Raw genomic sequence first — 18,740 nt, 5'->3', positions numbered from 1 at the left:
CTCATGCCCTCCAGGCGGCGAACAGCTCAAGGTTCGGGTCGGCGCGCAGGGTCCGTAGGGCGCGGGACGCCTGCACCTTGACGGTGCTGTAGGAGCAGCCGAGCACCTCCGCCGTCCGCTGCACCGTCAGATCCTCCGCGTAGCGGAGCACCACGATCGCCCGCTGCTGCCGGGTGAGCCGGGCCAGGGCGCGACGTAACGCATCCCGGTTGGCGGACTCTCCAGCCATGTCGCCGTACTCGGGCTCGTCCGTGGGCGGACTGGGAATCTCACCGCGCCAGCGCCGCCGCCACCAGGAGACGTACGTGGTGAACAGGGCCTTGCGCACGTACGCCTCGGGATGTCCAAGAGCCGTGATCGTGGCCCAGCGCCGCCAGGCGTCCGCCAGCACTGTCTGCAGCAGATCCTCGGCCCGTCCGGCGTCGCCGGTCAGCAACCAGGCGGAACGTAGCAGCGCAGCGGAGCGCGTCGCTACGAACTCGGCGAAGCCCTCCGGCGGCGTCAGCTCCCGGGGTCGTTGCATGTGTATGTGTACCTCCCGCCTGGTAAACGCGCTGGGAGGGCGGCGAGGTTAACGCGGGGGTCGATCCGGCGCCCCGCGCACCATCCTCGACGCTGTGTCCGGCACCGAGAACCGCCCGCGACCAGCCCGGACAGTGCTCATCCCGGGCCACCACCGCGATGGCGACCCGGGGCAGGGCGGCTAGCCGGGACGGCCGGACCGGAGCGAGGCGGCCGCGCCGCCGAAGCCAGTGCCCCCACCGCCCGGCCTGCCGGCGGCGCGGCGCGGAAGGCAGGCGGTTCTACCCAGGGCCCGCCCCGGCCGCAGGGCGCGCGCGACCTGGCGAGGCGACGTCACCAGGCCGGTGGGGCGAGGCCGAACAGCTCCTCGGCGGTGCCGGCGTCGGCGCGCAGCGCGTCGAGCGCGGCGATGATCGTCCGCTCCTCGAAGCCGAAGTGCGACTCGACGATGGCGGTGAGGCCGTCCAGCTCGGCGAGCACCCGGGCGGCGATGGCCGGGTCGGCAGCAGGCGGGCCGGCGGCCAGTTCCTCGATCCGGCGCACGATGCCGTCGATCATCCGGTGGTCCTGGGTGAGCTTTTCCAGGACCGGGCGCAGCCGCGGCTCCTCCTCGGCGAGCACCCGGAACGCGCCGGCGTCCTCGCCGGTGTGGTGCGCCGTGAGGGCGGAACAGAAGCTGAGGCAGTGGGCCCGCAGGCTGCGCAGCCGGTCGTCGCCGGTCGGCGTCGCCGCGCCGGGTTCGAGGCTCGCCCGCAGCCGGGCCAGCTCCTCGCGGAGCCAGTGGTGGATCTCGATCAACTGGGTGCCGAGCGCCGTGAGGCGGTCGCCCGGCCGGGGGGAAGGGTGCACGTCAGTCCCGTACGTCCCGCGTCTCCATGCCCTCGGCGGTCTCCTTGCCGGGTGCACCGCGACGCTGACGATGATCCTACCCACTGTGGCCGCCGCCGTGCCGGCCCTGAGGCCCGCACCCACAGTGGCCGCCGGGTGCCGGCCCCTGCCAACCCGCGCCCGGCGCGGTCGGCCGGCGAGCCGATCACCGCTGGCCGGGCGGCTGCTCCCCGGAGGCGTTCTCGCGCCACCGGGCCCGCCAGGCGGCCTCGCTCGCCTCGTGGCTGTCGCGCTCGCGGATGACTTCCTCGTGGAGGGCGTGCCGGCCCTCCGCCATGATGATCACCTCGGCAGCGACCAGGCCCACGCAGATCGCGGTCAACAGCGCCATGGCGGCCAGCCCGGGCAGGCGCACGCCGACCGGAATGCAGGCGGCGAGCACCACGACGGCGGCAACCCGGGTCCAGGACAGCGTGCGCAGCGTGCGGAACTGGAACAGCATGTTCCCGACCAGGTAGCAGATCACCCCGCCGAAGAGCAGGGGCACGGCCGGGCCGTGGGCCGCCTCGCCGACGGGCACGTCGGGGCTGGTGATCCCGCGCACGATCTCCTCGGCGCCCAGGGCGAACAGGATGATCCCGGCGATCATCGGCAGGTAGAGGTAGGCGAACGCGTCGCGGGCCATCGCCGCCCGGGGGCGGCCCTTAGCGGTGTGCAGCGCGATCCGGGCGGCCGGCCCGATGACGTCGTAGTGGGCCCACCACAGCGCCGCGGTGAAGAAGATGCCGAGGACGGCCGAGGTTACCGCCGGCCAGGTGGGCGGCTGGCCGAGGAGGTTGCTGCCGACGCCGACCGAGATTACCGACTCGCCAAGCGCGATGATCAGGATGAGGTCGTAGCGTTCCGTCCAGTGCTCCGCTGACGGCACCGCCCACCCCTCAGTGCCGAAGAGTCCCGTGCCGTACTGGAGCAGCACCACGGCCACCCAGAGCCCGTCCCGGGCCATGGTCGCCCAGTCCAGGTTGTCGATCAGGGCGGGAATCAGCGCCGCCGCGAGCAGCAGGAACGTGCTGAGCACCACCTCCGGGGCGAACCGGAGAAGCTGCCGGCGCTCCTCCGGGCTGTCCCGCGCGGCGTACAGGTAGAGGAGGAACAGGTGTACGCCACGGATGACCACGTAGCTGATCGCGACGATCACCGGCCCGGCTGAGCCCTCCCGCGGGTCGTCGAATGCCTGGGGCAGCGCCAGCGCGAAGCAGAACAGCGCGGCCATCCCGACGACCATCAGCACCGGGACGAAGCCCTGGCCGAGCCGGATCCGGGTGGCCACCACGCTGTGCACCACCCAGGCCCACCAGAGCACGGCAAGCACCAGCATGGCGTGCAGCAGGGACGTGCCGGTGATCTCGGCGGCGGTCGCCCGGGTGATGATGAAGAACGAGAAGACGAAGACCAGGTCGAAGAAGACCTCGAACCTGTCGACCCGGGCGCCCGGGGCGATCGCCACGGCCGGGCCGAGCCTCCGCCGCCGGTTGCCGCCCACCCGTCCACTCTCGCAGCGCGCGGCGGGCCCGGGGTCGATTCGGCTCAGGGTACTTCGAGGACTACGTCGACGGGCGCCCCGGTCGGTGTGACCGGGGCGCCCGTCGCGTCGGACAGCGGGAGTTACAGGCCGAGCTCGGCCTCGAAGTTGCCGGCCTCCAGCCGCTCCTTGACCGCGACCAGGAAGCGGGCCGCGTCCGCGCCGTCGATCAGCCGGTGGTCGTACGACATTGCCAGGTACACCATCGAGCGGACCGCGACGACCTCGCCCAGCTCCGGGTCGCTCACCACGACCGGACGCTTCACCACGGCACCCGTGCCGAGCATCGCCGACTGCGGCGACGGCACGATCGGGGTGTCGAAGAGCGCGCCCCGGCTGCCGGTGTTGGTCAGCGTGAACGTCGCCCCGGCGATCTCGTCCGGGCTGATCTTGTTGGTCCGGGTGCGCTCCGCCAGGTCGGCGACCCGCTTGGCCAGGCCGCCCAGGTTCAGGTCACCGGCGCCGTGGATCACCGGCACCATCAGGCCGCGCTCGGTGTCCACCGCGATGCCCAGGTGCTCGGCGTCCGGGTAGGTGATCGTGCCGGCGTCGAGGTCCATGCTGGCGTTGACGATCGGGTACGCCTGGAGCGCCTCGACCGCCGCGAGGGCGAAGAACGGCAGGAACGACAGCTTCACGCCGTGCCGCTGCTGGAACGAGTCCTTGGCGCGGGCCCGCAGCTTGGCGACCTTGGTGACGTCCACCTCGACCACGGTGGTGAGCTGCGCCATCTCGTGCAGCGACTGCTGCATGCGTTTGGCGATGGTCGCCCGGATCCGGGGCAGCTTCTCGGTGGTGCCGCGCTTCGCGCTTGGCTGCGGCTTCGCGGCCGGCTTGGCCGGGGCCGCCGCTGCGGCGGGCTGTGCCGCCGGAGCCGGGGCTGCCTTGGCCGCCTTGGCCTTTTCCGCTGCCTCCAGCACGTCCTGCTTGCGGATCCGGCCACCCACGCCGGTGCCGCTGATCGAGGAGAGCTCGACGCCGTGCTCGCCGGCGAGCTTGCGGACCAGCGGGGTCACGTACCCGGCCGCCTCCTCGCCGCCGCCCTGCGCGGATGCCGTCGGGCGCGCCGGGGCTGACGGCTGCGCCTGCTGCTCGGCCTGCGCCGGCTTCGCCGCCACCTCGGCCTCCGCAGACGGCTCGTTGTACGACAGACCCGGGGTCGGCTCCTCGACCTTCGGCTCGGGCTTGGCCTCTGCCTTCGGCTCGGGCTTCGGCTCGGGCTTGGCTTCTGCCTTCGGCTCTGCCTTGGCCTCTGCCTTCGGCTCCGGCTTGGCTTCCGCCTCGGTGCCACCGGCCGCGCCGACGATCGCCAGGTCGGCGCCGACGGCGGCGGTCTCGTCCTCGGGGACCTTGATCTCCAGCAGGGTGCCGGCGACCGGCGACGGGATCTCCGTGTCGACCTTGTCAGTCGAGACCTCGAGCAGCGGCTCGTCCACCTCGACGGAGTCGCCGACCTGCTTGAGCCAGCGGGTCACCGTACCCTCGGTGACGCTCTCGCCCAGGGCCGGCATCTTCACCGGGGTGCCCTTGCCCGACGGCGCCGGGGCAGCCGCGGCCGGGGCCGCCGGCTCCTCGACGGCGGGCTGCTCCGCCTCGGCCTGCGGCTCGGCTGCGGCCTCTTCGGCCTCCTCGGCCGGCTCCTCCTGCTGCTGCGGCGCGGCGGACTCGCCGCCGCCCGCGGACTCGCCCTCACCGGCGATGACGGCCAGCTCGCTGCCCACCTCGGCAGTCTCGTCCTCGCCCACCACGATCCGGCTCAGCACGCCCGCCGCCGGGGACGGGATCTCGGTGTCGACCTTGTCAGTCGAGACCTCGAGCAGCGGCTCGTCGACCTCGACGGTGTCGCCCTCCTGCTTGAGCCAGCGGGTGACGGTGCCCTCGGTGACGCTCTCGCCGAGCCGAGGCATGGTGACCGATACCGGCATATTTCAAAACTCCTTCATTCCCCTGGTGCGATCTCGCCCGTCTGCCGCCGGACGCCGCGGAATCAGTTCTCGATCAGGCGTGCGCGTGCAGCGGCTTGCCGGCGAGGGCGAGGTGCGCCTCACCCAGGGCCTCGTTCTGGGTCGGGTGGGCGTGCACGAGCTGCGCCACCTCCGCCGGGTACGCCTCCCAGTTGTAGATGAGCTGCGCCTCGCCGACCAGCTCACCGACCCGGGCGCCCACCATGTGTACGCCGACGACGGGGCCGTCCTCCACCCGGACCAGCTTGATGAAGCCGGCGGTCTTGAGGATCTGGCTCTTGCCGTTGCCGCCCAGGTTGTAGTTGTACGTCTTGATCTTGTCGGCGCCGTACTGCTCCTTGGCCTTGGCCTCGGTGAGGCCGACCGACGCCAACTCCGGGTCGCAGTAGGTGACCCGCGGGATCCCGGCCTCGTCGATCACGGCCGGATTCTGGCCGGCGATCTCCTCGGCGACGAAGATGCCCTGCTGGAAACCGCGGTGGGCGAGCTGGAGGCCGGGCACGATGTCGCCGACCGCGTAGACGTTCGGCACGCCGGTGCGCAGCCGCTCATCGGTCAGTACGTAGCCGCGGTCGGTCTTGACGCCCTGCTGCTCGTAGCCGAGGTCGGCGGTGTTCGGCCCGCGGCCGACGGCGACCAGCAGTAGCTCGGCCTCGACGATCTCGCCGCCGGCGATGGTGACCTTGACGCCCTTGTCGGTCTTCTCGACCTTCTCGAACGGCTTGCCGACCTTGAAGTTGATCTTCCGCTTGCGGAAGGCCCGCTCCAGCGCCTTCGACGACTCCTCGTCCTCGGCGGCGACCAGGCGGGGCAGCGCCTCGATGATCGTCACGTCCACGCCGAAGGACTTCCACACGCTGGCAAACTCGACGCCGATCACGCCGCCGCCGAGCACGATCGCGGAGGCGGGCACCCGGTCCAGGGTCAACGCGTGGTCGCTGGTGATGATCTTCTCACCGTCGACGTCCAGGCCGGGCAGGCTCTTCGCGTATGACCCGGAGGCCAGCACGACGTTGCGGCCGGTGTAGCGCTTGCCGTCGACCTCGACGACGTTCGGGGCGACGAGCTTGCCGGCGCCCGCGACGAAGGTGATGTTCTTGGAGCTGCCCACCAGGCCCTGGAGCCCCTTGTACAGGCGGGAGACCACACCATCCTTGTACGAGTTGACCCCGGCCATGTCGATGCCGATCAGCTCGGCCTTCACACCGAACTGCTCCGACTCACGGGTGGAGTCGGCGATCTCGGCGGCGTGCAGCAGGGCCTTGGTCGGGATGCAGCCGTTGTGCAGGCAGGTTCCGCCGAGCTTGCCCTTCTCGATCAGCGCGACCGACAGGTCCAGTTGGGCGGCGCGCAGCGCTGCCGCGTAGCCGCCGCTGCCACCTCCGAGGATGACAATGTCGAAGGTTGCGTCGTTCGGCTCGCTCACGTCCAACTCCCAGTTCGCGTCGCTGCATCGGGGGTCACGGCAGGGTGGCACGGACAGACCCCACCTCGGTCATCTTGTCACCACCGTGATCCCGACGCGTACCGAGGTGCCCAACGACACGTGACTGACACGTACGCTTGGCACCGACTTCGGTGCACAGAAGTGGGGGAGACGGTCGGTGGCGCTGTTCCGACGACGCAAGCAGGCACGCCCGGCGGGTCGCGACCGCGCGGCCGACCGCGGTGATCTCGAGCACCTGGAGAACTTCATCCGGACCCGGCGGGGCGTCGAGGCGTACATCGAACCCCGGACCACCGTCACCGAGACCACCGTCATCCTCATCGCCGATGACGGGGAGTGGACCCGCCGCCGCATCGACGGCCCGGACGGCGCCCGCCGCTTCGCCCACAAGCTGGCCATCCCGATCTACGACGTCCGCCTCATGGGCTACCCCCAACGCATGCGCGACTTCAACGAACGCCGCAAACGCCGTCCCCACCAGCCCTGACCCCCACCCCACCCCCACGGGCCGCTAATACACGGAAAGAGTGGCTATTCCACGTGGAATAGCTACTCTTTCCGTGAAAGTGCGGGGGTGGGGGTGGGGTGGGGTTAGCCGTTGGTGGCTACGTCTTCGACCAGGTGGATCAGGGTGCGGACCGGGACGCCGGTGCCGCCCTTGGTCCAGTAGCCGGTCGCCTCGCCCGAGTGGTAGCTGGGGCCGGCGATGTCGAGGTGCACCCAGGCCACGTCGTCGGTGACGAACTCGCGCAGGAACACCCCGCCCTGAAGCATGTGACCCGCACGGTCCATCCCGGCGTTGACCTGGGAGATGTCGGCGACGTCGGAGTCCATGCCCTTGCGCACGTCGTCCGGCAGCGGCATCGGCCAGGCCGGCTCGCCGACCGCGTCGCCGGCCACCCGGACCCGCTCGCACAGCTCCGGGGTGCCCATCACGCCGGCGATCCGCTTGCCCAGCGACACCACCTGACCGCCGGTGAGGGTGGAGGCCTCGAAGAGGTAGTCGGTGCCGTCCTCGCAGGCCCGCGCCATGGCGTCGCCCAGGACCATCCGGCCCTCGGCGTCGGTGTTGAGCACCTCGACCTTCTTGCCGTTGTACATGGTGATCACGTCGCCGGGCCGGTAGCTCGTGCCGGACGGCATGTTCTCGGCCATCGGCAGGTAAGCGGTCACCGTCACCGACGGCTTCAGCGCGGCGATCGCCAGCATGGCCGCGCCGACCGCCGCCGCGCCGCCCATGTCCGACTTCATTTCCCACATGCCCTGGGCCGGCTTGATCGAGACGCCGCCGGTGTCGAAGGTGATGCCCTTGCCGACCAGCGCCACCCGCTTGCCACTGCCCCCGTCGGCCGGGGTGTAGGTCAGCTTGACCAGGCGCGGCGGGGCCTCCGAGCCCTGCCCGACGGCAACGATGCCGCCGTACCCGCCGGCCGCCAGGGCCGCCTCGTCGAGCACCTCGACGGCCAGCCCGGCCGCCCGCGCGGCCTCGGCGACCGCGTCGGCGAACGCCGGCGGACGCAGCAGGTTCGGGGCGGTGTTCACCCAGTCCCGGGCGAGCCGAACCGTGCCGGCCACCGCCTGCGCCCGCTCGACCTCCGCCAGGGCGGTCGCGTCGCCGGCCTCCGGGACGGCGATGAGCACCTCGGCCACCGGCTCCCGCCGGGCCGGCTGCGGCCGGGTCTTGTACCCGGCGAAGCGGTACCCGCCGAGCAGCGCGCCCTCGGCGACCGCGCGCAGCGCGTCGGCGGCGTCGGCGTCGTCCGGCAGCGGCAGGGTCAGCGCCACCCGGCGTGACCCGGCCAGCGCACGGATCACCGCGCCGGTGGCCCGGCGCAGCGTCTCCGGCGCCGGGGCGGCCCCGGTCGGCTCGGCACCCAGCCCGACGGCCGCGAGGACCGGGGCGGTGATGGTGCCCAGGGTGGCCAGCTTGATCACCTCTCCCGGGGCGCCGGTCGCGCCGAGCAGCGCCAGCGTCTCGGTCAGCTTGCCGTCGAAGGCTACGGCGATGCTCTCGGCGCCGGTGGCCAGCAGCAGCGGCCCGCTCGGAGCGCCGGTGGCGTCCCGCTCTCCGGTCTGACTGTGCACGCCGATCACGATCGCGTCGACGGCGAGCTCGGCGGGGTCTGTGTCGACCAAGCTGATGGTGGTGCTGGACGATGTCACTGAGGCTACTCCGGGCGGGCCGGGCCGGTCGCGTCGTCGCATCCGGCGATGAAGGTCTCCGGCGGCAACCTACCCGCCGGACGATTGGCTGTCCCGCCAAACTCCACCAGCGGGTCCCGCCGATGCTAACCACCCGTTCAGACCCCGGTAAGTTGCCACCCATGACGGACGTGACCTCCGACTCCGCCGCGACCCGGCTGCGTCGTTCCCCGCTGCACGAGCGGCACACCGCTCTCGGCGCCAAATTCGCCCCTTTCGGTGGCTGGGAGATGCCCCTGGAGTACGCCGGGGGAGGGGTGCTCAAGGAGCACACGGCGGTCCGTACCGGGGTCGGGGTGTTCGACGTGTCGCACCTGGGTAAGGCCCGGGTGGTGGGGGTGGGCGCGGCGGACTTCGTCAACGCCTGCCTCAGCAACGACCTCGGCCGGATCGGCCCCGGCCAGGCGCAGTACACGCTCTGCTGTGACGACGCGACCGGCGGGGTGGTGGACGACATCATCGTCTACCTGCACGCCGAGGACCATGTCTTCCTGATCCCGAACGCCGCGAACACCGCCGAGGTGGTACGCCGGCTGCGCGCCGCCGCCCCGGAGTCGCTGGCCGTCACCGACGAGCACGAGGCGTACGCGGTGCTGGCCGTGCAGGGGCCGCGCTCGGCGGAGCTGCTCGGCGCGCTGGGCCTGCCCACCGACCACGCCTACATGAGCTTCCGCGCCGCCACCCTGGCCGGCGCCGAGCTGACCGTCTGCCGCACCGGCTACACCGGCGAGTTGGGCTACGAGCTGGTGGTGCCGGCGGCGCACGCCGTCGCGGTCTGGGACGCGCTGGTCGCCGCCGGTGCGGCGGACGAGCTGCGGGCCTGCGGGCTGGCGGCGCGGGACACCCTGCGTACCGAGATGGGGTACCCGCTGCACGGGCAGGACCTGTCGCTGGAGATCACCCCGGTGCAGGCCCGCTCGGGCTGGGCGGTCGGCTGGGACAAGCCGGCCTTCTGGGGCCGCGACGCGTTACGCGCCGAGAAGGCCAGCGGCCCCCGGCGCACGCTGCGTGGCCTGGAGGCGGTCGACCGGGCGATCCCTCGCCCCGGCATGCAGGTGTACGCCGGCGACACCCTCGTCGGCACCGTGACCAGCGGCACCTTCTCGCCGACCCGCAAGCAGGGCATCGCGCTGGCCCTGCTGGACGCCGCCGCCGGCCTCTCCGACGGGGACACCGTCGAGGTCGACATCCGTGGTCGCCGCGCCCCGATGCGCCTCGCCCGTCCGCCGTTCGTCACCCCGTCGGTCCGGTGACCGCCTCGGGATGAGGCCCGTCGGTCCGGTGACCGCCTCGGGATGAGGACGGTGGGGTCGCCGACGTCATCCGGGCGGGCCGGTGGCCGCTCCGGGGTTCAGGACGGTCGGTCGCCGGCATCCAGAACGGCCTGGGTCCAGCCGCCCTCGATGACGCCGGTGCCGTTCAGGACGGCCCAGTCGACGACGTCCGCCGCCTCGATCACCACGGGGGAGCCGATGCGAACCGTGGGGTCGCCGTCGGCGTCGCTGGCACTGGCCCCAACGATTCGCTCCGCGGTCTCCCACGAGGTCACCCCGGCCCAGACGTACTCGGGACCCTCGCCGCCCGGCAGGCCGTACTTGACCACGAGCTGCGCCTCCGCCGGCAGCCGGCCGGCGAGGAACCGGGCCCGGACGTCGTCCAGACCGGCCCGGGCGGTGGCGATCGCCGTACTCATCGCGTCCCCCCGACGGGCGTAGCGCACGTCCGGCGCGATGCCGTCGAAGAGGGTGGCGCAGGCCGCGGCGAAGTACCGCCCGTCGGGCCCGGGGTGCCCCGGCGGCGGGCGCAGACTCAGGAACGAGTCGGCCTCCGGATCGGTGGCCGGGTCCAGCTCCAGCCGCAGCAGCACCGGCGCCGTGGCCCCGTGTTGCTCCGGGTTGCCGTACGCCACCGCGATGTCGTGCCCGGTGACCGTGGCGAGCACCGGGAGCTGCACGAACGCGGGCACCTCCTCGCCGGCCAGCCCGTCGGTCCAGTCCCGCAGCAGTCGTCGGGCCGCGCCGGTCATCACCGCGCCCCAGGCCCGGGTGAGGTGGTCGGGCACCCCCTGGGTCTGCAACTCCAGCAGCCCGAACCGGCGCAGTCCCTTGGTGGTGAACCACAGCCCCTCGGCGTCCGAGGAGTACGGCACCAGCACCCAGTCGACCAGCCGGATCCGGCCCTGCTCGTCGGGGAGCGAGCGCAGCGCGACCGCCGGGTCGAGGAACTGGAGGCCGAAGACGTCCACCACGTCGCCGCCGACGCTCTCGGCGACTGCGGCGGCGACCGCCCGGGCGCCCCACTCGTGCGCGGGCGGCCAGCCCGGCCGGTACTCCGCCTGCACCACAACCAGGTGGGTGGCGGCGGCGAGCCGGGCGAGCTGTGCCTCGGTCGCCCCGAACGCGGTGAGCAGGTCCGGCGGCAGCGCGGGGAACTCGGCGATCGGCCGGGTGTCCACGCTCATCAGTGGACTCTCCAGCATCTGCGTGGCCAGCCCGTGCACCGGCTCGGCGAGCCGGCCTGCCAGCGCCCGCACCGCCGTCTTCGTGCCGACCTTCGGCAGCCCCGTCATCGGCACCAGGTAGGTGGCGCTCAGTGACTCGGGGACCGGGACAGGCAGGAAGTCGTCGGTGATGAGCATGGAGTCTCCTCGTCTTCCCGCGCCGGCCTGTCGTCCGAAACGCTACCCGTCCCGGCGGGTCCGGTTCAGCGGGTCAGCACCAGACCCAGGTAGACCAGCGTGGTGACCACCTCCACGGCGGCTCCTAGCACGTCGCCGGTGATGCCGCCGAGGCGGCGTACCACGTGGTGTAGCAGCGGGGCCGCGACGGCGAGGGCGGCGAGCACGACGACCGGCCCCTGCCACGGGCGGCCGGGCACGGCAGCGACCGCGACGGCCGTGACGGCGGCCGTGCCGAGGCCCGCCGCGAGGGGGCCGACGCTGCCGGCGACCAGCGCGCCCAGCCCGTCCGGCCGGGCCGCCGGCACGCTGCGCCGGCAGGCCAGGGTGACGCCGAGCCGGCCGGCTGCCGTCGCGGTCACCACGGCCGCGAGCGCAGCCGGCCACGAGCGGCCCACCAGCTCCGCGAGCGCCGCGGCCTGCACCAGGAGTACGACGACCAGCGCGGCCACCCCGAACGGACCCACGTCCGGCTTCTTCATGATCGCCAGCGCAGCCGCCCCCCGCCGGTACGACCCGAGGGCGTCCACGGTGTCGGCCAGCCCGTCCAGGTGTAGCCCCCGGGTCAGCAGGGCACCCGCCGCGACCGTCACACCCGCCGCGACCAGCGGGGGAGCGACGGCCGCGAGGAGCAGCAGCAGCCCGGCGAGCGCCGCACCGAGCAGCGCGCCGACTGCGGGGGCGAGCGCCATCGCGGTGCCCGCGGTGGCCCGGTCCACCCGGCCGGCGTGTACCGGCAGGACAGTGAACGTGGTGAGCGCGAGCCGGACGCCGTCGGCGAGCCGTGGCCCGACCTGCCGACGGCGTTCACCCGGCCCGCCCTGGCCGTCGTGTCCGCTCGGCCCGCCCTGGCCGTCGTGTCCGCTCGGTCCGTCGTGTCCGCTCGGTCCGTCGTGTCCGCTCGGTCCGTCGTGTCTGTTCGGTCCGTCGTGTCCGGTCTGCCTCTCGGGGTCAGCCGTTTCCTCGGGGTCAGCCGGCATGCCAGCCGGCTGGGTCCGGCGCCGCCGGTTCGGTCGGCCCGGTGGTCGCCGGCCCGGGGCCGTCCGGCTTCGGCTCGCGGAAGTCGGGCTCGCCGTCGCCCCGATGCCTGCCGCCGTCGCCGTCGTCGTTGTCGCCGTTGTCGCCGTTGTCGTTGTCGTTGTCGTTGTCGTCGGGGCGGGCGGGCAGCGCGGCGGCCAGCGACAGCACCGAACGCAGCAGCGGCAGTGCGGCCAGGGCGTTGGCGCCCTCGCCGAGGTCGAGGCGCAGGTCCAGCAGCGGGGTCAGGCCCAGCACGTCAGCGGCGAGCCGGACCGCCGGGTGGCCGCCGGCGTCGGCGAGCAGGCACCAGTGCCGGGACTGACCGGCCAGGTCCCGGCTGATCATGCCGGCGGCAAGTCCGACGGGGCCGTCCAGCAGCACTGGTACCCGGCGGGCGGTCGCACCGAGCAGCACGCCGGTGGCCACCGCCACGTCCCCGCCGCCCAACTCGGCCAGCACGTCCTTGGCCTCCCGGGGCGAGCGCCGGGTCCGGTGCATCGCGTCCCGGACCGCCGCGCAGCGCCGCATCCAGGCCGCGTCGTCGATCTCGCCCTGCTCCGTCACCACCCGGCCGAGCACTGCCGGCGGCTCGGCGCCGGCGGTCGCCGCGAGCACCGCCGCGGCGGCGGCGTCAGCCCCCGCCCCGCACGCCGCCAACACCAGCAGTTGTACGCCTGCGTCGGCGGCCTCCTCGGCCAGTCTCCAGCCGTACCGCAGGGCGTTCTCCACCGCCTCGTGGTCCAGCGCCGGGGTGTCCTCCATGGGCGCGGCGGCCGGCGCGTCCACCACCTGGAGGCTGGCGCCGCTCTCGGCGGCCAACCGGGCCAGCACGCCCCGACCGGCGCGGGCCTGCGCGGCCCGCCGGGCGGATTCGCTGACCCGTGATCCGGCGGCGGCGCCCCCGGCGTGGTCGCCGTGCAGCAGCAGCACCCGGACGTTGCTCCAGGGCGCTGGGGTGGCGGTGCCCTGGGTGGCGGCGGCGAAGCCGACCACCCGTTCCAGCACACCCAGCCCGGCCCCGGGCACGTCCAGGGTGGCGAGTCGCTCCACGGCCTGCGGGCCGGTGTACTCGTCCGGCATGGGCAGCTCCATGCCGGCCTGGATGACCAGGCCGGTGGTGACCATCGGCAGTGCCATCGTCGGCGCCGACCACGGCACCCCGGCCGGCTCCGGCGGGGCCGTCGGGGTCAGCACGTCCGGCAACGCGGCCTCCCGCTCGCCGCCGCCGGCGGCCCCGGCCGCTGTCTCGCCGGCTGTCGGGGTGGCCGTCGAGCCGGGCGTCGGGGGGGTGGCGCCCGTAACGGCGGGGGGCTTCAACCAGCAGGCCTGGCCGGCGACCACCAGGACGACCGCGTCGCACGCGTCGGCGACCGCTCGGTTGGCCGCACCGAGGGCGTCGGTGAACGCCCGTCCCAGCAGGGTGGTCGGCACCAGGGACAACCCCACCTCGGGACTGACCAGTACCAGCCGCGCCGGGCAGTCGCGGACCGCCGCGGACAGCTCGGCGATGGTCGCCGTGTCGTCCGCCGGCTGGTGGGCCGGATCGAGCAGCACCGTCACCCAGCCGCCGAGGTCGTCGACGAGCAGCGTGTCGTTCGGCCCGGCCGATTCGACGATGTCGGCCAGCCGGCGCGGCTCTTCGGCGGTCTCCTCGGTGGTCCAGGTCCCCGGCCGGCGGCTCCGGTGGGCCTCCAGCCGGGCCGCCCATTCGGCGTCCTCCGGGTCGCCGGGCGCCGACGTCGCCACGTACCGCACCGTCGGGGCATCGGCCAGCAGGGACTCCGCGAACTCGGACTTGCCGGAGCGGATACCGCCGAGCACCAGGATCGTGTTCCACCCGTCAATGGACATGCTCCGTACCTTAGAGCCAGCCCGGGGGACGCCGGCCCCATGCCCCCGGTCGCGGCGCGATCATCCGGCCGGCGCCGGTCGTCGCGCGTCGCTCCCCGGGTCGGCGCCGCGCACCGTACCGGGCGGTGGCGGCCCCGGTGAGCTGCCCGGCCGCCGGCACCGAGGCGGCCCCCGGTGGAGCGTCGGGCCGTCCGGCGTGCGGCCGACTACGCTTGCGGAGATTCGTCCCAGGGGACTTCAGCGGCGAGGGGAGACGCGGCATGGCGTGGAGCTGGCGGTACGAGGGCGCGAACGGCGAGGCGGCCGAGGGGCCGACGGAGACGTTCGGCAGTCAGGCGGACGCCGAGTCCTGGATCGGCCAGGCCTGGCGGGAGCTCGCGGCGTCCGGCATCACCACGGTTGTGCTCGTCGAGGACGACCGGGTGGACTACCGGATGAGCCTGCAACCTCCGGCCGAGTGATGGTGCCGGATCGGCCGCCCGGCGGCGAGCCGCTGGTGCTCGGGGTGCCCCGGGCGGCCTTCCGGCCCAGCCCGGTCTTCCTGGCACTGGTCGCGCTCTTCGCGGCCAGCGGCGTGATGGCCTGGAACCGGTTCGGCAACGTCCGGCTCGACGTGTTCCTCTTCGTCGTCTCGGGCTGGCTGGTCTCGCTCTGCCTGCACGAGTACGCCCACGCGGTGGTCGCGTACCGGGCCGGGGACCGGAGCGTGGCGCACCGGGGCTACCTCACGCTCAACCCGTTCAAGTACACCCATCCGCTGTTGTCGATCGCACTGCCGGTGCTGGTGGTGCTGCTCGGCGGGATCGGCCTGCCCGGCGGTGCGGTGTGGGTGGACCGGCACGCCATCCCGGGGCGGCTGCGGCACACCCTGGTCAGCCTCGCCGGCCCGGCCACCAACGTGCTGTTCACCCTGCTGCTGGTGGCCGTGCTGCGGATCGGGCTCGGCGGGAGCGGGTCGGTGGAGTTCTGGGCGGGGCTGGCGCTGCTGGCGTTCCTTCAGCTCACCGCCAGCGTGCTCAACCTGCTGCCGGTGCCCGGCCTCGACGGCGGCAACATGATCCAGCCGTGGCTGAGCCCCCAGTGGCGTCGGATGTACGACCTGTTCGCCCCGTTCGGGTTCATCCTGCTCTTCGCGTTGCTGTGGAACCCACGTATCGGCGGCTGGTTCTTCGACGCGGTCTTCGCCGTGGCGGACGCGCTGGGACTGCCCCCGTGGCTCTACGCCGCAGGCCTGGACCTGATCCGCTTCTGGCAGGGCTGACCCCGGGCCCGGCCGGCGCGCGGAACGCCTGCCGGGCCCGAGGGGTCACGGCCGCTGGGGCGGGGACTGGGTCTTTGCCGCGTCGCGCTCGACGATCGGGTCGAAGATGTCGTCGATCGCCTTGAGCAGGTCGGCGTCCAGCTTCACGCCGGCCGCCTTGACGTTGTCCTGCACCTGCTCCGGGCGGGACGCGCCGATGATCGCCGAGGAGACGTTCGGGTTCTGCAACACCCATGCGACGGCGAGCTGTGGCATGGTCAGCCCGGCCTGCTCGGCCAGCGGCTTGAGCTGCTGCACCCGGGTAAGCACGTCGTCGGTGAGGAACTTGGCGATGAAGTTCGCCCCGGACTTCTCGTCGGTGGCGCGGGAGCCGGCCGGCGGTGCCTGGCCCGGCAGGTACTTGCCGGAGAGCACGCCCTGAGCCATCGGCGACCAGACGATCTGCCCGATGCCCAGCTCCTCGCTGGTCGGAACGACCTCGGTCTCGATGACCCGCCACAGGATCGAGTACTGCGGCTGGTTGGAGACCAGCGGGATACGCAGCTCGCGGGCGAGCCGGTGGGCCTCGCGGATCTCCGACGCCCGCCACTCGGAGACGCCGATGTAGTGCGCCTTGCCCGAGTGCACGACGTCGGCGAATGCCTCCATCGTCTCCTCCAGCGGCGTGCTGTGGTCGTACCGGTGGGCCTGGTAGAGGTCCACGTAGTCGGTCTGCAACCGACGCAGCGAGCCGTTGATCGACTCCATGATGTGCTTGCGGGACAGGCTGCGGTCGTTGCGGCCCGGGCCGGTCGGCCAGAAGACCTTCGTGAAGATCTCCAGGCCCTCGCGGCGCTCGCCCTTGAGCGCTCGCCCGAGTACCTCCTCGGCCTTCGTGCCGGCGTACACGTCGGCGGTGTCGAAGGTGGTGATGCCCGTCTCCAGCGCGGCCCGGACGCAGGCGGCCGCCGCGTCCTCCTCGACCTGCGAGCCGTGGGTGATCCAGTTGCCGTACGAGATCTCGCTGACCATCAGGCCTGAACGGCCTAGGTGTCGGAATTCCATTCCTCGACCCTAGCCCCGACCGATCATGATCATCCGCCGACCGGCCGGCCGCCGACGTGCGTCACAGCAGCGGAGTGGTGTCGGCGAGGAGCCGGTCGATCTCCTCAAGCACCCGGTCCCGGTTCGGGTGCACCAGGTCGATCAACGGCTTGCCCCGCCGGTCGAGGGCACCCCAGCGGCCGGCACCGTCGCCGACGAGGAACGCCACCGGGTGGACGACCAGCACGGGGTACATCGGCGCCACGACCACCCGGCCGGTGCGGTCCACCACCCCGCGTCGGCCGTTCAACTCCATCACGGCCAGGCCCTCGTCGGTGAAGCCGTCGATGTACCGGCCGTCGGCCAACGCCGTGGTGAGCCCGTGGTAGCGGGTCGGGACGACCATCGTGCCGGTCCGGTCGACCGCGCCCCAGCCGCCGCCGACGCGGACCGCCGCCACCCCGCCCCGGAACAGGCGGACGTCGTCGAAACCAGGCGGGATCACCACAATGTTGGACCGGTCGATTGCCATCCAGTTGCCGGAGCCGTCCATCGACACCCAGGCCAGGCCATCGGAGAACGAGCCGACCGCACCGTAGCCGTTGTTCGCCTGGATCAGCGTGCGCCCGGACTCGTCGATCAACGCCCACCGGGAGCCGTCGGGGCGGCGCACCCAGGCCATCGCCTCCCGGAACGGTTGCACCTCGGCGTAGTCGCTGCCCACGACCAGGTTGCCGTCGGCGTCGGCGTAACCCCAGCGGTCCAAGCCCTCGTCGTACGTGGGCACGGGCGGGTGGCCCGTGCGCAGGATCTCGTCCCGGGTGCGCGGGTACGGGCCGAACCCGTCCCGCCCGGCCCGCTCGGCGACCGCGTCGAGGCTCACCCGGAGCCGGGCGGTCAGCTCGACGTCGGCCACCCGGCGCAGGTCCAACGCCCGCTCGAAGTGGTGACACGCCTCGATCAGCCGGCCCTGGTCGTAGCAGCACCGCCCGGCGTGTTCGTGCAGGGACGCCCGCAACCGGTCGGGCAGTTCGGTCGAGCTGGCCTCGGCGAAGAGCCGGTCGGCCTCGGCGAACTCGCCCCGCCAGCGCAGCACGTGGGCCAGCCGCGCCCGTGCCAGCGCGGTCCGCCGGAACTCGCCGGTGGTCTCGGCGTACGTCAGGGCGAGCCGGGCGTCGTCGATCGCGTCCGCCAGGTCGCCGAGGATGCGGGCCGCGACCGCCCGCAGGCTGAGCAACCGGGCCCGGGAGCGGTTGTCCATTGCGACGGCCAGTTTGGCGGTCAACCCGTCCCGTGCCGCGCGCAACCGCTCCGGGTCGTCGGTCACCTCCCGCAGGGTCTCCGGGTGCAGGCGCCACCGGAATCCCGCGAGCATCTGCTCCGGATCGGCGGCCGGCACGCCCGGGACAGGGTGCGCCGGTGGTGCGGAGACGGGGTGCGCCGGTGGTGCGGAGACGGGGTGCGCCGGTGGTGCGGAGACGGGGTGCGCCGGTGGTGCGGAGACGGGGTGCGCCGGTGGTGCGGAGACGGGGTGCGCCGGTGGGCCCGAGACGGGATGCACCGGTGGCGCGGAGACGGGGCGTGCCGGCTGCTCCGGCTTCGGTGGCGCCGTCAGCGGTGCTGCCGGAGCCTCGCTCCCCGGTCGGGAAGCCGTCCCCTCCTTCGCTGGCCCGGTGGCGGACGACACCCCGGTAGCGGCCTTCTCCGTCCCCTCCGTCGCGGGGCGGGGCTCGCCGAGGGCCGACGGGTCGACGGACGCCGACGGTTCGGGGGACGGAGGTGGGGGGCTACTCGGGCGGAACCAGGCGTCCGGGCTGCCCTGGGCCGGCTCGGGCACGATGCGGGGCGGGGCGGGCACGATGCGGGGCGGGGCGGGCACGATGCGGGGCGGGGCGGCCGATACCGGGGCGTCCGGGCGGGCTGGAGGCGTGCTGGGTGGTGTCGAGGCAGAGTCGACCGGAGCGCCCGAGGTGCCGGAACCCGTCGGTGCGGTCGTGCCCACGGTCTGCGGCCCGTCGCCCCGCTGCCGGACGGGCTGCCCCGCCTCCCGCCGTGTCGGCGGCGTCGGCTCGTCGTCCGTCGTCGTGAGGCCTCGGACCGGGAGGCTCCCGACCGCGTCGGCCTCGGCGTGCGGCTCGTCGGCCACGCTGCCTGACTCGTCGTCGGCCTCGGCCACCGCTCCCGGCCCGCCGGCCACGAGGCCTGATCCGTCGGCACCGACGACGCCTGGTTCGCCGACGTCCACGAGGTCGCCGACGTCCACGAGGTCGCCGACGTCCACGAGGTCGCCGACGTCCACGAGGTCGCCGACGTCCACGAGGTCGCCGACGTCCACGAGGTCGCCGACGTCCACGAGGTCGCCG

At 73.4% G+C, this 18,740-nt stretch carries 14 protein-coding genes and 1 pseudogene; 4 read left to right on the top strand and 11 right to left on the bottom strand.

Annotated features, from left to right (window positions below; genetic code table 11):
* Position 1: 1 nt before the first annotated feature.
* The 5 genes from SNR22_RS28115 to lpdA all read right to left on the bottom strand — a co-directional run bounded on the left by SNR22_RS28115 (position 2) and on the right by lpdA (position 6,322).
* Positions 2-523, bottom strand: a complete 522-nt coding sequence (locus SNR22_RS28115; protein WP_320069695.1) for a SigE family RNA polymerase sigma factor — start codon at positions 521-523, stop codon at positions 2-4.
* 332 nt (positions 524-855) lie between these two features.
* Positions 856-1,371 (bottom strand): hemerythrin domain-containing protein, encoded by a 516-nt coding sequence (locus SNR22_RS28110; protein ID WP_320069694.1) that lies wholly within the window; start codon positions 1,369-1,371, stop codon positions 856-858.
* A 184-nt stretch (positions 1,372-1,555) separates the two neighbouring features.
* A complete protein-coding gene (locus tag SNR22_RS28105; protein ID WP_320069693.1) occupies positions 1,556-2,893 on the bottom strand; it encodes a low temperature requirement protein A in 1,338 nt (445 codons plus the stop codon).
* 122 nt (positions 2,894-3,015) lie between these two features.
* A complete protein-coding gene (gene sucB / locus SNR22_RS28100) occupies positions 3,016-4,857 on the bottom strand; it encodes a 2-oxoglutarate dehydrogenase, E2 component, dihydrolipoamide succinyltransferase (RefSeq protein ID WP_320069692.1) in 1,842 nt (613 codons plus the stop codon).
* 73 nt (positions 4,858-4,930) lie between these two features.
* Entirely contained in the window at positions 4,931-6,322 is a 1,392-nt protein-coding gene (gene lpdA, locus SNR22_RS28095) for a dihydrolipoyl dehydrogenase (RefSeq protein WP_320069691.1), read from the bottom strand.
* 178 nt (positions 6,323-6,500) lie between these two features.
* Between lpdA and SNR22_RS28090 the strand changes: the two genes are divergently transcribed.
* Positions 6,501-6,830, top strand: a complete 330-nt coding sequence (locus SNR22_RS28090) for a hypothetical protein (RefSeq protein WP_320069690.1) — start codon at positions 6,501-6,503, stop codon at positions 6,828-6,830.
* A gap of 104 nt (positions 6,831-6,934) precedes the next feature.
* Here the strand turns inward: SNR22_RS28090 and SNR22_RS28085 are convergent, their stop codons facing one another.
* Positions 6,935-8,506 (bottom strand): leucyl aminopeptidase, encoded by a 1,572-nt coding sequence (locus SNR22_RS28085; RefSeq protein ID WP_320069689.1) that lies wholly within the window; start codon positions 8,504-8,506, stop codon positions 6,935-6,937.
* A gap of 161 nt (positions 8,507-8,667) precedes the next feature.
* On the opposite strand from SNR22_RS28085, the gene gcvT reads away from it, so the two are divergent.
* Positions 8,668-9,798 carry a glycine cleavage system aminomethyltransferase GcvT gene (gcvT, locus tag SNR22_RS28080; RefSeq protein WP_320069688.1) on the top strand — a complete coding sequence of 377 codons (1,131 nt, stop codon included), beginning with the start codon at positions 8,668-8,670 and terminating at the stop codon, positions 9,796-9,798.
* Between the two features lie 98 nt (positions 9,799-9,896).
* Here the strand turns inward: gcvT and SNR22_RS28075 are convergent, their stop codons facing one another.
* The 3 genes and pseudogenes from SNR22_RS28075 to SNR22_RS28065 form a co-directional block, all read right to left on the bottom strand.
* On the bottom strand, positions 9,897-11,183 hold the full coding sequence (locus tag SNR22_RS28075; RefSeq protein ID WP_320069687.1) for a DUF2314 domain-containing protein: 1,287 nt from the start codon (positions 11,181-11,183) through the stop codon (positions 9,897-9,899).
* A gap of 65 nt (positions 11,184-11,248) precedes the next feature.
* Positions 11,249-12,010 (bottom strand): annotated as a pseudogene (locus tag SNR22_RS28070) (adenosylcobinamide-GDP ribazoletransferase); the annotation flags it as partial.
* A 181-nt stretch (positions 12,011-12,191) separates the two neighbouring features.
* Positions 12,192-14,093, bottom strand: a complete 1,902-nt coding sequence (locus tag SNR22_RS28065; RefSeq protein WP_320069686.1) for a bifunctional adenosylcobinamide kinase/adenosylcobinamide-phosphate guanylyltransferase — start codon at positions 14,091-14,093, stop codon at positions 12,192-12,194.
* Between the two features lie 260 nt (positions 14,094-14,353).
* On the opposite strand from SNR22_RS28065, the gene SNR22_RS28060 reads away from it, so the two are divergent.
* Both SNR22_RS28060 and SNR22_RS28055 read left to right on the top strand, forming a co-directional pair.
* Entirely contained in the window at positions 14,354-14,554 is a 201-nt protein-coding gene (locus SNR22_RS28060; protein ID WP_320069685.1) for a hypothetical protein, read from the top strand.
* On the top strand, positions 14,554-15,354 hold the full coding sequence (locus SNR22_RS28055; RefSeq protein ID WP_320069710.1) for a site-2 protease family protein: 801 nt from the start codon (positions 14,554-14,556) through the stop codon (positions 15,352-15,354). Before SNR22_RS28060 ends, SNR22_RS28055 begins: the two co-directional genes overlap by 1 nt.
* Before the next feature lie 45 nt (positions 15,355-15,399).
* On the opposite strand, the gene SNR22_RS28050 is transcribed toward SNR22_RS28055, so the two are convergent.
* Together SNR22_RS28050 and SNR22_RS28045 are read right to left on the bottom strand one after the other, a co-directional pair.
* On the bottom strand, positions 15,400-16,398 hold the full coding sequence (locus tag SNR22_RS28050) for an aldo/keto reductase family protein (RefSeq protein WP_320069684.1): 999 nt from the start codon (positions 16,396-16,398) through the stop codon (positions 15,400-15,402).
* A 61-nt stretch (positions 16,399-16,459) separates the two neighbouring features.
* The coding region (locus SNR22_RS28045) for a WG repeat-containing protein (RefSeq protein WP_320069683.1) at positions 16,460-18,740 on the bottom strand (2,281 nt) is incomplete at its 5' end.

The organism is Micromonospora sp. RTGN7, assembly GCF_033804645.1.
Taxonomy (GTDB): Bacteria; Actinomycetota; Actinomycetes; order Mycobacteriales; family Micromonosporaceae; genus Micromonospora.
This window is presented reverse-complemented; position numbering and strand designations above follow the sequence as displayed.